Below are 14276 nucleotides of genomic sequence, written 5' to 3'. Positions count from 1 at the left end.
GCTGTGAACTAAAAATACAGAGGAGAAGTAAAATGTCTGAAGACGGTAAATCTACGATATTAGCAGTAGATGATACCTTAGCTAATATTGAAGTGGTGAAAGGGGTATTGTCGCCACATTATGTCGTGCAAGTAGCTCTAAAAGGAGAAATTGCGTTAAAAATTGTTGAAAAGCGCAAGCCTGATTTAATTCTTCTCGATATCATGATGCCAGAAATGGACGGTTACGAAGTTTGCCGACGTTTGAAAGCTGACGAAGACACTAAGAATATCCCGATTATTTTTCTTACTGCTAAAGTTCAAGAAGAGGATGAAACCAAAGGTTTATCCCTTGGCGCGGTGGACTATATAACCAAGCCAATAAGTCCTGCTATTTTAAAAGAGCGTGTTAAAAATCACTTGATGTTAAAAGAGTCTCGTGAATTATTAGAGCGTCAAAATGAAATACTTGAAGAGCGCGTAATAGAGAGAACGGTGCAGTTAGCTGAGCTGCAAGATGTTGCTATGGTAGCAATGGGCGCTTTGGCTGAATCGCGAGATCCAGAAACAGGGAACCATATTCGCCGAACTCAGCATTATGTAAAGTTGCTAGCCACAGAACTTGCTAAATTAGACAAATATAAAGATTATCTGCAACCTAATGTGATCACATCACTCTTTAAGTCTGCGCCTCTTCACGATATTGGTAAGGTTGGGGTAGAAGACAGTATTCTGTTAAAGCCAGGTAAATTAACCGACGAAGAATTTGCCATTATGAAAAGGCACCCAGAGTTTGGGCGAGATGCAATTGCTGCGGCTGAAACTCACATGGATAGTGCTGATAATTTCCTTGTCTTTGCGAAAGAAATTGCGTATTCACATCATGAAAAATGGGATGGCTCTGGCTACCCAGAAGGGCTTGCTGGAGAGGATATTCCGCTATCAGCTAGGTTAATGGCTATTGCCGATGTTTATGATGCCCTGATAAGTAAACGCGTCTACAAGCCAGCTTTTTCTCATGAGAAAGCTGTAGGCATTATTTTGGAAGGCAAAGGAAGTCACTTTGATCCTGAGATGATCGATTGCTTTGAGGCTATTACAGACCAATTTGACCATGTTGCTAATAAATTTAAAGATAGTGATGACGAGATTCAATAAGCCGTCGCTTTTCATTTAATCTAAAACCTACAATACACAAGCCAAGTTAGTGAATAAAAACTGATTTGGCTTTTTTTATTTCTTGACATGCAAATGATAACGATTATCATTAAGGTTATGTTTTGGCGATATTCATGTTAAGAAAGGACTAGCCATGAAAGTACGAATGATCGCAACTTTCCTATTTAGTACATTTTGTTTAATTAGCTGTACCGTGGCTCTTGCAAAAAACCATCAAGTAAAGCTTTTAACCACCAGTGAAAATGGTCAAACCATGGTGATGTCGCCAGGATTTTTGAAAATTTCACAAGGTGACTCAGTCACATTTATCCCTTCTGATGTTACTCACAATGTTGAATCGCTTGCTATACCCGAGGGCGCAGAATCATTTAATAGCGCCCAGGGTAAAGAAGTCACAATCACTTTTACCAAACAAGGTGTTTATCTCTATAAATGCACACCGCATTTTGCTTTGGGGATGCTGGGCGTTATTCAGGTAGGTGAGCCCGTTAATTTAGCAAAAGTAGAAAAAGAATGGTCGACGATTGGTGCAGGCGTTGTGTTAAACAAAGAACGTGTTACCAAGTATTTATCAGAGGTGAAATAGATGGAACATAATCAATGGCAATCTCTACTTAACATGGGCAATCAAAGCTTTCATGCCGAGCACTGGTCGCAAGCAGAGTTTTTTTACAGTGAGGCTTATGATTTGCTTGCTTACGCATATCGTGACAACCCGCTGTGTGCTGAAACCTTAATGGCATGGATTTGCACTTGCCACAACTTGTCTTCACTTTATGAAGCAACTGACAATCTGAGTTTGGCATTAAGGTTTTTAATGGTGCCGCATGACTACCTTAAAGAAATCACAGAAGCAGATGGGCATAACGAAGATATCAAACTAATGGCGTTAAAAGGTCTTTCATTAACACTTTCACCAATTTTGACCTTTGCACAAAAGCACCCGATTTGTGACACCTGTAAAACGGAGTTAATTGCCATGCAGGAAAAAATCGAGCGCGAGTCGCCTGTAACTCACTAGGACGAAATGGAGAAAAAAATGCGAAATTATGTTGTTTTAATTTTATTAACAGTCTTAAGTTCATTTTCTATGGCTCATGAAGGCCATGATCATAGCTCACCTGAAGCGGGCATCATTCATCTTTTGTGGATCTTACCTTTTATTATTGCCGCTGGTATTAGTTATAGCCTGTTTAAAACTAAACAAGATAACGAGGAGTAGTGAAGTGATATATGAACTGCTTAGCGTTTTAGATAAAAAGTTTTGCTTTGACGAAGCGTCGGCTCATTGCGATATTCCATGCAAGATTTATGACCCTATTACCGCCCAACTTGCAGTGCTGACCATGGTCCGTATGGTGGATTTATTATTAGAACTTGAGCAGCAAGGGGATTTATCTTTTGGTCAGCAAGCGACCTTTAATCGACTGGTCGCAGAAAAAGAAGCGCATGGCAATAAAGTGAAGGAAGAAATCCGCGTTATTTGGGGCGATTATTTTAAACAGCCGCAAATCGATTCTCATCCAAAAGTACACCAACTTGTTCACGAAATTATGTTAGCAACCTCATTTGCTAAGCAGCACATTGACCGCAAAGCGACATTAACGCTATTGGAAAAAGTGAACCAGTTCGCTGATATATTCTGGCAAACTAAAAATGTTGCTACCTTTCAGGCCACTTGCCCATATCCGCCTGAAGAATCCCTAATTTATCCTGAATTGAAACCGTGACCATGTTGGGCTTTCACATTCGAAAAGTGTCAGGACACAGTATGGCGCCCATTATCCCCCAAGGGTGCTTTATACTGATCACAAGCCTGCTCAGGTTTTTTTCGGTAAAACCTGGGCAGCGCTTGCTGATAAAACACCCTGAATACGGTGTGATTGTTAAGACGGTGGCTTATGTTGATCACAATGGCTTAATTTGGAGCCGAGGTGAAAATGCAGGCAGCGTTTCAGTTGAGCAAATCGGCCCAATTTCTAAAGATCAAATTTTGGGTCGAGTGATCCGAATTTTCAAACCTCGTGAATCAGTATCTCAGTCTTTCTAATGTCTAGTTTTTTATATCAGCAAGTTAAAAATATATCGCTTTCAAGCTTTATCCCCCGTTATCGGCGAATGTTTGTCCCATTACTGGTTGCTATTTGTCTTTTAAATATAACAACTCGAGAAATTGCATTATCTGTGCTTGCCGATGCATTCTGGCAGGTTTCTGTTTTTGTTGCAGCGACTTTGGCTGTTTACCACTTATTTGCTAGTAGGTTGTTGTCGTTTTCTAAACTTGCAGGGGTGAACAAAGGTTCTTTTGGGGAAGTGACTTTTGCTTGTTTACTTGGCTGTATACCCGGTTGTGGTGGCGCCATTATTGTTATCACCAGGTTTATAAATGGTTCGGTAAGCTTTGGCGCTGTTGTTGCAGTACTTACATCGACAATGGGAGATGCGGCTTTTTTATTATTGGTGAGAGAACCGACAACAGCGTTAGGCGTTATTGCTCTGTGTTTAGTGGTCGGTGTGTTAACCGGTACTTTTGTTAATAAAATTCACCCTGCTGAATTTCTAAAATCAAATCATCCGAGCAATTGTGTAAGAGCACATAAGTGCTGCCCAACGGCGGAAAAAACCGAAATCCCTAAACGTGTTGAGTGGCAAGGTCGGTTATGGAGTTTTTTTATTTTACCTGGCGTTGTTGTCGCTTTTGCGATAGCAGCACAAGTTGATATTCCTAAATTAACGGGTATTTCTGAACAATGGCTAACCAATCTTGGAGCATTAATTGGTTTTAGCTTTATTTGTCTCTGGGCGATGACTAGAGAGGTCACAAATTTTGAGTCTGTTGTTGCTGAAGATAACAAAGCAAAGCTTAACAAAGCCTTTCAAAAAGTCGCGTTAGATACCAATTTTGTTACCAGCTGGGTGGTAGTGGCTTTTTTACTTTTTGAATTAGTTATGCTTTACAGCCAGCTAGATGTAGCTATGGTTTTTAATCGTTTTCACGGCTTTACGCCTTTTATTGCTGTGCTCATTGGTATGATACCTGGTTGCGGTCCGCAAATTATCACTACCACGTTGTATTTATCAGGTGCCATTCCCTTATCTGCCCAAATAGGCAACGCCATAAGTAATGACGGCGATGCGCTATTTCCTGCTATTGCACTTTCACCAAAAGTCGCACTTGTCGCTACGCTTTACTCAACTATTCCTGCACTAATTTGTGCCTACGGATATTTTTGGATTTTTGAACAAAACTGATTGATAATCTAGTTGAGAATCATTATCATTATCGCGAATTTTGGGCTCAAATAATATTCAGAGCCCACCGATGGAATTTCAAATCTTAGAATTTCGCTGTTCTGGTTTTGAATTATCTAGCAAAGGATGCGTTAGCGTTAATTAATAATAAAAAGTGAAACTCAATGAAATTTAACAAAGTTACTAAATGCCTCGCTTGGGCTTTTGGTTTAATTGCCTACGGTGTGCATTCCTTTGAAGTGACCACTGATGAAATCGAAAAAATTGTCGTCACGGGTCAAAAAATCGATAGAACTATTCAAGAAACTCCTATTAGTGTTGCGGTTTTAACAAGTAAAGATATCGAGCAACATAACGTGCAAAACGTAGCGGATCTATACAACTACGCGCCAAATATTTCAGGAAATTTTGGTCAAGGATTTAGTATTCGCGGTATAAACGCGTTTAATGTTTCAGGCGGTGGAAATAGTTACCTGACTAGTATGTACCTAGATGGTGCGCCTTTGCCTTATCGGGTGATTCGAAGTGGTGCTGTATCTGTTTGGGATTTATCGCAAGTCGAGATTTTTCGCGGTCCTCAGTCTACATTGCAAGGTCGCAATGCCTTAGCTGGCGCTATCATGTTGCGCACGCAAGATCCAAGTTATGAGTGGAGTGGTAAAGGCCGTGTTGTTATTGGTGAATATGGTCAACAAGAATTAGCGGTTGCGGCGGGCGGTGCAATTATTGATAACCACCTTGCATTTCGTCTATCAGCAGAAGATAAAAACTACGATGGCGATATTTACAACACCACGCGCAATGAAGAATCAAATTACGAAGACAGTAAAACATATCGAGCCAAGTTATTATTTGAGCCAAATGATGATATTCGCGCATTACTTACCGTTTCAACGGCAGAATCAGAAGTCGGCCCACAGTGGTCGTTATTTAAAAATGACAGCTCGCCATATGATCGTGAAACTAATTATAACTCGCATATTTGGACACGTACCGATACCGATATTTATAACTTAGAAGTGTCTTGGGCGCTTTCTGATGATTTGTCATTGGACTTAGTGAGTACCTATAGCGACTCTGATTATGGCTATAACTGGGATGGTGATATGCAACCAGAGCAGATTACCGCTGATAACGAGTATCGTCGAAATGATAAGACAACTAGTCATGAAATTCGCTTAACTTATGATACCGATGAGTTGCAGCTTGTTGGTGGTGTCTACTGGTCTGCGTTAGAAGTTGAGGATCTATCCTCTGGCGAAAGACTATTGCCCTTTAGTGATATGGGATTGCCGCCACTACCTGCTTTATTAATGGCTCCTCAAGAAGTGGGGGGATTTGGCTTATCTCAAGAAGTCGCTGCCATGATTATTCCGCTATACCCTGATATTGATCCGGTTAAATTAGGTATGTCAGCGGCACTTGAACAAGAAGTAGATACCTCTGCGATATACCTTGATGCAACTTGGGCTATTTCCGATAAATGGGATTTACTAGCTGGTCTGCGATACGACAAAGAAGAGCAAACTAACGCTTCTGTAAGTAACTACACCATTAATAATGAAATGCCAGATCCGGCGTTGATTCCTGCACCGCTTAACCAAGTTGTCGCGATTATCAATGGCACACTAAACGGTCTTGCTGCAAACGCCTCTGGCGAAGAGCCAGCCTCGAAAGCAGACTTTGATGCATGGCTACCTAAGCTAGGTTTGAGTTATCACATCAATGAAGATATGAGCACTAGTGTTATCTATCAAAAGGGATATCGCTCAGGTGGAGTAGGTGCCAATATTGGGCAATCTCGTATCTATACATATGACCCCGAATATACTGATAACTATGAGATTTCCTTTCGCTCAGTTTGGCAACAAGGCCAGTTAGTATTTAATGCTAATGCTTTTTATACCGATTGGACAGATCAACAAATTTCAATGCAATTATCTACAGCCAACTTTGATATTGAAACCGTTAACGCGGGTGAATCAAATATTAAAGGCTTTGAGCTGGAACTGTTTTATTACCCGAGCGAGCAACTGTCGATTGTCGCTGGTTTAGGCCTAGCTAAATCTGAATTTACCAAATTTGAATATGTGATTCAGTCGAACGGTGAACTAAAAGATTTATCGGGACGTCCTTTTGCTGACTCTCCAGAATGGACGGCAAATATGGCTGCAAATTATGACTTTGGCAATGGCTTAACTGCCGGCGCAAGTGTTAATTACATGGGGTCAAGTGTCGCATATCTAGATCCTGTAATCACGTTGGAAGCGGCAAAGTATGCTATCGATTCAGATCCTAAGAATGATGCAAGAACGCTGGTTAATGCACACTTAGCATATAACTGGGAACAGTTTACTGTGCGATTAGATGCCCGCAACCTGTTCGACGAAGAGTACATCTCAACCTACTTCTTTGAATCTGATGATTTAAATCGAGTTGATAGCTATGGGCAACAGCAAATTGGTCGCCCGAGACAAGTGAGCCTGTCGCTACTCGCAGAATTTTAATAACAAACAATAACTTTTAACGCACTATCCAAAGAGTGAAGAAAAGCGCTTTGCTTTCCTTCACTTTAAACAAGGGAATAACAATGAAGAAACTAACACTGTCTGCAATTGCGGTAGCAGTTGCTTTGTCAAACCAAGCTTTCGCTAATGACGACATCGAAGACAAAAAAGACGATATTGAAACTATTGAAGTTCGCGGTAGTTACTTACAGGGATACAATGCTCACAATGCAAGCGGCGCATCTCGCTTAGAATTAGCCATTATTGATATACCACAGTCAATTTCTGTAATTACTGATAGCCAATTGAAAGACTTTCAATTAACGGATATTGATTCCGCGCTAGACACGGCAACGGGCGTAAATGTAGAACGGATCGAAACTGACCGAACTTATTACACGGCCCGTGGTTTTGATATTACTAATTTTCAGATTGATGGTGTTGGTTTGCCACTAACATCAGGTAACAACCATGCGGATGAAGATACTGCCATTTATGATCGTATTGAAGTTATCCGTGGCGCAAACGGTTTGATGACTGGGGTGGGTAACCCTTCTGCCACGATTAACTTTATTCGCAAACGTCCTACTGCACAAAATGAGCTCAGTATTGCGGGTAGTCTTGGCAGTTGGAATAACGGCCGTATTGAACTAGATGGCACCTATAACTTTACTGAAGATACAGCAATGCGAGCTGTGTTTGTTCGCCAAGAATCTGATTCGTATCTTGATCGTTACTCTACCGAGAAAAATGTTTACTACGTGTTTTTGAAACACCAATTAACAGACAATACGACGCTTTCGTTAAGCCATGCAGTCAATGACAGTAAAGCCAAAGGCAACAACTGGGGGGCGAATCCGTTATTTTATATTGACGGTTCGCCTACAGACTACGATGTTTCAACCAATACTTCAGCAGACTGGTCTAACTGGGATGTTAAAAAAGAAAATACTGTATTAGAGCTTACTCATGCGTTTGATAATGGCTTAGAACTCCGTGGTACTTATTCCCGTAAGACAACGGATGAAGACACCGAATTATTCTATGTATACGGCTTGCCAGACAAAGCAACTGAGTTAGGTTTACAAGGGTATGCAAGTGAATATGACAACGATGATGAGCACGATTTATTAGACCTATATTTGACAGGTGATTTTGATTTATTTGGTCGTACCCATGAATTTGTTGTTGGCGCTAATCGCTCTACTGTCGAGGGTGTAGAAACATCCCTTTATGATTACACTACGGGTGCAGGCTTTCCTGCTCTTCCGCCATTTAATGAGTGGGATGGAAAAACACCGAAGCCTGTATTTGCAGATGGTGCTACTGGTTCTGATACCGAAAGGAAGCAAAGTGCCTACTACTTTACCGCACGTTTAAGCTTAACCGATGAGTTTCACTTAACGTTAGGTGGCCGATACAACGACTGGGAAGTAAAAGGTGTTTCTTACGACAAGGTACAAGATGCTAGTGATAAAGAGTTCATTCCTTACATTGGCGGCGTTTATCAATTTACCGATAATACAGTGGCATATGCCAGCTATACCGAAACCTTTGTTTCTCAAACAGAGTTAGACATCAACAACAATGTGTTAGCCCCTATTACCGGTAAGAGCCAAGAAGCAGGTATTAAAACAAGTTTGTTTGACGATAAGTTTGTTGCAACTTTTGCTTACTTTGAAACTAAGCAAGTAAATGTCGCGACGCCTGACCCTGCAACTGCTGGCTTACCACCTGAAGAAGCAAGATATATCGGCTCTAATGGTATTGAATCATCAGGTTATGAGTTTGATTTAGCTGGTGAGATATTACCGGGCCTTCAAACCAGTATTGGCTATACCAACTTTGATATTAAAGGTGACCAAGCGGTTAAAGACTACACGCCTGAGTCTATGTTTAAATTAGCAGCAAGCTACACCATTCCTAGTATTGAAAAGCTGTCGGTTGGCGTTAATTTACGTTGGCAAGATGATATCTCTCGTACAGATGTTATCGCTGCGCCGTATCCAACGGCAGGTATGTCAGTTGTTACTAAGCAAGATGCATATTCTGTTGTTGGGCTAATGGCTAATTACGAAGTTAACGATAATGTGAATATTCGCATCAACGCTAATAACGTTACAGATGAGAAATACTTCAATAGTTTATATTGGGCGCAGGCATTCTATGCGGCACCGGCTAACTATTCGATGACCTTAACTTGGTCCATGTAAACGTGGTCAATCTGAGAATAAAAGTTATCTAATAATTAACAAAACACTGCAAAAGCGGTGTTTTGTTGTTTTATAACTTATTGATTTTTATTCAAGGAAGTGGAGTTTTAACGATGAGAAAAAAACTATTTAAATGGCACTCCATTAGCGCTTTGGTTGCCTTGATCCCGTTAATACTGATTTCGGTAACTGGCAGTATTTTAGTGTTTAAAACTGAAATCGATCGACTATTAATGCCAGAACACGTCTCTATTGTTGCTCAGCCTGACCAGCAAAGGCTGAGCTTAAATACCTTGGTGGAAAAAATAGCAACGGCTAATCCAAATCACATTTTGGGGAGCTGGGAGATCTTTGACGATAAAGCGAGAGCAGAAACCGCTTATATTGTTAGTAAGGAAACAGGTTATTGGTATAAGCAGTATCTCAATCAGTATACAGGTGAAATACTTTCGTCTCCTGTTCTTTTAACACAAGATATTACCGATTGGTTAGTATCGCTGCATTATACATTTTTACTCGACTTTACGGGAACGGTATTAGGCTCTATCTTCGCCATAATCCTATTATTTTTGGCTGTTAGTGGTGTTGTTTTGCATCGCCAATTTTGGAAAAAGCTGTTCACGTTGAGGTTCTCTGCAGCTAAGCGTATCTTTTATAGCGATGTGCACAAAATGATAGGCATATTCTCAGCACCTGTCTTGTTAATACTCGCTTTTACTGGTGGCTATTACAACATTGCTGCGGTTGTGCATGAGGTTGAAGAGCATATAGAACCTCACCCAATTTTGAAGGAGCCTTTGTATGCTGAAACCATTGATTTTCAATCGTTACTAGAGCAAACAAGTAAAGACATTAACGGTTATCGAGCGACTTACTTTACCTTTCCTTTCGAGCCTGAATTACACATTAGTTTTTACGGTGAGGTGCCTAGCAAGAACCCGTTGGCAAGCGAATATGCCAGTATCATTACTTATGATAGGCAAACAGGCAAACTAATGTCTGCTTACGATATTCGCAGTGCGAATAGTGTCAACAAAACAATAGATAGCTTTAGAAAACTTCACTTTGGCTATTTTGGCGGCTTAACCAGCAAGATTCTTTGGTGCGTTCTAGGCTTGGCACCTTTATGGTTGGCCCTTACAGGCTTGTATTTCTATTGGTTTAGAAAAAGTAAAAGAAAAACAGGGCAGCGAGAGCTAGCTGTTGCTTAAAATGCGTAGGGTAGAAAAGCAAAAAGGCGAGCTAAGCTCGCCTTTTATGACAAATCCTGATTAGGTTTAGATGCCTGCGGCTTTTTTCACTTGAGCAAAGTGTTCGATCACTTCTTCCAATTCATGACCAATTTGCTTGCGCGTTTCTTTACTATCCATTTGAGTTTTAGCAAGTACAACCATAGTCGCAGGGTGCACTAGCAAGTCTTTTGCATGGTAGCAAGAAGCCGATTTAACTGGTGGTAATTTACCGTCTGAGTGGTAATCGCTTTCGATAGCGTCTAATGAAAGGGATGTCATGCTATCAGCAGCAGCAAGCGCAGCGGTTAAATACTCAGAGCAAATAGGGTGCTTTTTAATAAAAGCAGGTAACAATTTAGTAGAAAGCTTGGTTAGCGCTAAGCTATCTGCCGACAACTCACTCATTGGCGCTTTATCAATGCTGCTTGCGATTTTTGTCGCAAGTGTTTGATACTCATTCCACTTTCTTACGTCTCCTGCTGATGCTGACGTAGCGATAAGGCTGGCTACTGTAAGAGTAGCTAAAGCGAATTGCTTCATATGAATTCCTTGATATATCAATAGACAAAATTAATGGATAAGACTATACCTGTTTTTATTGTTAATGAAAACAATTATTATTTGTAATAAGTTTGCGATAAAGTTAATATTCGGTAATTGAAGGGTTAGTAAATAAACCAACATAGATATCAAAGAATTAAGCAAATGGAACAGAGCAAACAAACGGTTAAAACGAGTGTTTTTACGTCGTTGAAAAGCCGAAATATCGCTGGCGTATTGATGGCATTTATCACCTGCACCATCATGATTCCCGGCATGACAACCTACTTACCTTTAGCTGCGGCTGATCAAATAGCAATACCAATACTACTGTTTCCGTTTATATGGACGGGATTGTGTCTCTATTGCTACATGGCCGAAAAAGCTTGGCACCCGTGGGCTTTAATGCTGACGTTAATAGCCTCTCATGCAGGGCTATCGTATATGGCCTTAGTTGGATAAGACGGAGTAGGGTAAAAATGAAAAGTAAAACGATTAAAAAGCTCTACACGCTGCATAGCTGGGTAGGCATAATTACTGGTGTTCTGTTATTTGTTATCGCCTTTACAGGTGCTATTTCAGTATTTGGCCGTCCTGAAATAAAAGTTTGGGCTAACCCTGAAATTAGGGCGTTAAAGCCAGTTGATAGTCAGAAGGTTGAGCAGTTAGTTTCTCAATACGCAAAAGAAGTTCCTGAACATTACAAAGAAGAGGTAATGATATTTCTTCCTGGTAATCGCGGTTTTCAATATTTAACTATAGTCTTTGAAGCACACAGTGGTGAGCCTGCTGAAGGGGAGCATACGGAAGGGGAAGAGGAGCATCACGGTCCAGCAATGGGCATTCTCTATGACTTTCACCCTCAAACACTTGCACTAGTGAAAAGGCAGCAAGGGACTATAGAAGAAATTTTTGCATCTCGTGAATATGACATGTCGGAGTTTATTGTCGGATTTCACGCAGACTTGCACCTAGGTCGGCCGATTGGTTTGTTAACGACAGGTGTGTTGGGGTTAACCATGATGCTATCGATTATTACTGGGATATTCATTCATCGGAAAATACTTGCGCAGTTTTTTACCTTTAGGCCGCGAAAAAGTAGGACATTGCTGTTAAATGATGGCCATAAGGCAATTGGTGTATGGGGGCTATTATTTAACTCTGTGATTGCATTTACAGGCGCGTTCTTAGGGCTCGCGGTCGTTGTATTATTACCAGCGGCAGCGTTTGTTAGTTTTGGTGGCGATCAAGATAAACTCATCGAAACCTTTATTGCTGTGCCAGAGCCAGTGATTCAACATATTCATGAGCCTACTCAAATTGGCAATATCATTGATGCCAGTTTAACCCTCGACGATGATTTGAGCATCAGTGGTATTACGGTCATGGGCTACAACGATGCTAGTGCCGTTGTTTACGTTAATGTGTTTGGTGGCAAGGCAATGTCTTCTCAGACCGCTGTTTTTAAAGGGGATGGTGAGTTTGTAGAAGTCAATGGTATCTACGGAAAGCTCGATGGCTTTACTGGCGAGGTGCTAGATGTGTTATTCCCACTTCATTTCGGTAACTTTGGTGGCATTTTCGTTAAATTTATTTGGGCGGTATTGGGCTTAGGAACGGCATTGTTACCCTTAACAGGCTTGATGTTATGGATGGAGCGTGGCGTTAATGCGGCAAACCCTAAATACTCAATGAAAACCTACCAACGATTTAACCGATTTATCGTTGGCGGATGTGGCGGTATCGTCGTATGTACCTTGGCATTATTCCCCGCCCAACTTTATATTAATCATGTCATGAATATTACTAATGCAGGTCCGCTGCTAAAATACCCATTTTATGGAATTTGGCTAGCTGTTTTAGCTTACGCCGCAGTGGTGAAATGTGAGAAAAAAGCCGCCAAACAAATCGCTTATTTAAGTGCAGGTTTATTAATTGCCATTATGCCACTTAATATTATTACTTCTGGTAGTCATCTATTTAACGTGTTTAGTAATGAGCACTTTGTAAGCGTTGGTATTGATTTGACCGCGTTAATCTCCGGTATCTATCTAATTCGCGCAACACAAAAGTACAGTCAAAATAAACACACTCAAGAGCATGAGGAAAACCTTGCAGTGAGTGATATGCAACAGGAGGTGTTAAAGTGATTTTCGTAGCAACGCTTTTGTTACTGTTAGCGAGTATTTTGTTAAACGACAAAGGACGGTTTACTTCTCATATCCCGAGTATTTTCGCTAGCTTACTCGCGCTAATTATTAGTGGTGTATTCTTGAGTCTAGAATTCGGTCTATTGCGGGGTATCTTTACATTAATTGGCTTGTTTAGCTTAATAGGAACTATTTATACCCTGTTAGAATATAAGCTAAAATTTAAACAAAACTAACGTTATTAATACGTTGAGGTATCTCGGTTAAAGTGACCCACTACTACTTCACTGGGATACCTAAAACCTGTTTCCAAATCGATTGTTTATTTTTTTGTTTGTATAGCCCAAACCTTGTCACTTTCTCGCCTTTACTTGCGATCCAGCTGTTAAACAATCTATCCCACAACGCGAGTGTTGCACCAAAATTTTTATCTAAATGGCGCCTAGCTGAGCTATGATGAATTTGATGTTGCGCGGGGCTGATAAACCAGCTTTCAAATCTACCAAACCCCAACCATACATGAGAATGCCTCAAATTAGCCCCTGCTAAATTAAAAAGTAAGCTAAACAAACTTACGCCCAGCACCTCATAAATACCAATCTTACCGACAAATAAATACATGAAAATACCACTGACTGTTCCTGTTACCGACAATGAACGAAGTGTATTTATAGCGTATTCGACGAAATGAATTCGATATAAGGTAAAGGGCGTCATCACCTTTGCACTGTGATGAATTGCGTGGAAGCGCCATAGCCAAGGAACCTTGTGGTAGCAGAAGTGAACAAAAAAACGTGAGAAATCTTCGGTGATAAAGATGGCAAGAGAGAATAAAACCATCACAGTTGAGGATGACCATTGAAAGAAATCACCTGCGCCAAACAAACCCGTTAACCAACGATAGACACTAATTGCCCACGTAAGTTGGCCGCCTAATAAAGGGATAAGAAAAAGAACAGCAAGCACTTGATTTGTAAATATCCATTGATAATCAACTTTTGTACTCGCATTTAACCAATACTTTCTACTCGTAATGTTATTGAAAAATCGGCGTAATTTATTGCGCTTTAGCACGAGAACACTAAGTAAAACTGACGCTAGGAGGTAAAGCCAATAGATACGCTTATTGGTGGAAAAGAGATAGTAAATAGGCTCAATGAAGGAAATCAGTAAAGAATATATTTCTGAGCTTTGTATGGTCATCGGATGTTCAAATTAATTGTTG

At 40.6% G+C, this 14276-nt stretch carries 14 protein-coding genes; 12 read left to right on the top strand and 2 right to left on the bottom strand.

Annotation, left to right across the window (positions count from 1 at the left end):
- Nucleotides 1–32 precede the first annotated feature (32 nt).
- The 10 genes from ACOB80_RS15325 to ACOB80_RS15280 all read left to right on the top strand — a co-directional run bounded on the left by ACOB80_RS15325 (nt 33) and on the right by ACOB80_RS15280 (nt 10340).
- Complete coding sequence (locus ACOB80_RS15325) at nt 33–1136, top strand: response regulator (protein WP_473166730.1); 1104 nt, start codon at nt 33–35, stop codon at nt 1134–1136.
- Nucleotides 1137–1290: 154 nt separating this feature from the next.
- Nucleotides 1291–1743 carry a pseudoazurin gene (locus ACOB80_RS15320; RefSeq protein WP_473166729.1) on the top strand — a complete coding sequence of 151 codons (453 nt, stop codon included), beginning with the start codon at nt 1291–1293 and terminating at the stop codon, nt 1741–1743.
- On the top strand, nt 1744–2178 hold the full coding sequence (locus ACOB80_RS15315) for a DUF2753 family protein (protein ID WP_473166728.1): 435 nt from the start codon (nt 1744–1746) through the stop codon (nt 2176–2178).
- Between the two features lie 18 nt (nt 2179–2196).
- On the top strand, nt 2197–2379 hold the full coding sequence (locus ACOB80_RS15310) for a hypothetical protein (RefSeq protein ID WP_473166727.1): 183 nt from the start codon (nt 2197–2199) through the stop codon (nt 2377–2379).
- Nucleotides 2380–2383: 4 nt separating this feature from the next.
- Nucleotides 2384–2887 (top strand): superoxide dismutase, Ni, encoded by a 504-nt coding sequence (sodN, locus tag ACOB80_RS15305; protein WP_473166726.1) that lies wholly within the window; start codon nt 2384–2386, stop codon nt 2885–2887.
- 2 nt (nt 2888–2889) lie between these two features.
- The gene (gene sodX / locus ACOB80_RS15300) at nt 2890–3207 is read left to right on the top strand and encodes a nickel-type superoxide dismutase maturation protease (RefSeq protein ID WP_473166725.1); all 318 of its coding nucleotides are present in this window, start codon (nt 2890–2892) and stop codon (nt 3205–3207) included.
- Complete coding sequence (locus tag ACOB80_RS15295; protein WP_473166724.1) at nt 3207–4409, top strand: putative manganese transporter; 1203 nt, start codon at nt 3207–3209, stop codon at nt 4407–4409. The genes sodX and ACOB80_RS15295 overlap by 1 nt, the downstream gene beginning before the upstream one ends.
- A 164-nt stretch (nt 4410–4573) precedes the next feature.
- The gene (locus ACOB80_RS15290; RefSeq protein ID WP_473166723.1) at nt 4574–6916 is read left to right on the top strand and encodes a TonB-dependent receptor; all 2343 of its coding nucleotides are present in this window, start codon (nt 4574–4576) and stop codon (nt 6914–6916) included.
- Nucleotides 6917–6999: 83 nt separating this feature from the next.
- A complete protein-coding gene (locus tag ACOB80_RS15285) occupies nt 7000–9129 on the top strand; it encodes a TonB-dependent siderophore receptor (protein ID WP_473166722.1) in 2130 nt (709 codons plus the stop codon).
- Between the two features lie 113 nt (nt 9130–9242).
- Nucleotides 9243–10340, top strand: a complete 1098-nt coding sequence (locus tag ACOB80_RS15280) for a PepSY-associated TM helix domain-containing protein (RefSeq protein ID WP_473166721.1) — start codon at nt 9243–9245, stop codon at nt 10338–10340.
- Between the two features lie 66 nt (nt 10341–10406).
- Here the strand turns inward: ACOB80_RS15280 and ACOB80_RS15275 are convergent, their stop codons facing one another.
- Nucleotides 10407–10901 (bottom strand): hypothetical protein, encoded by a 495-nt coding sequence (locus ACOB80_RS15275; RefSeq protein WP_473166720.1) that lies wholly within the window; start codon nt 10899–10901, stop codon nt 10407–10409.
- A 165-nt stretch (nt 10902–11066) separates the two neighbouring features.
- Here ACOB80_RS15275 and ACOB80_RS15270 point away from each other — a divergent pair, with 165 nt between their 5' ends.
- Both ACOB80_RS15270 and ACOB80_RS15265 read left to right on the top strand, forming a co-directional pair.
- Nucleotides 11067–11363 (top strand): hypothetical protein, encoded by a 297-nt coding sequence (locus ACOB80_RS15270; RefSeq protein ID WP_473166719.1) that lies wholly within the window; start codon nt 11067–11069, stop codon nt 11361–11363.
- Between the two features lie 17 nt (nt 11364–11380).
- Nucleotides 11381–13051, top strand: coding sequence for a PepSY-associated TM helix domain-containing protein (locus ACOB80_RS15265; RefSeq protein WP_473166718.1), 1671 nt, complete (start codon nt 11381–11383; stop codon nt 13049–13051).
- A gap of 279 nt (nt 13052–13330) precedes the next feature.
- On the opposite strand, the gene ACOB80_RS15260 is transcribed toward ACOB80_RS15265, so the two are convergent.
- Nucleotides 13331–14254 (bottom strand): sterol desaturase family protein, encoded by a 924-nt coding sequence (locus ACOB80_RS15260; RefSeq protein ID WP_473166717.1) that lies wholly within the window; start codon nt 14252–14254, stop codon nt 13331–13333.
- Between the last annotated feature and the right edge of the window lie 22 nt (nt 14255–14276).

This window comes from Thalassotalea coralli (assembly GCF_055786205.1).
This window is presented reverse-complemented; position numbering and strand designations above follow the sequence as displayed.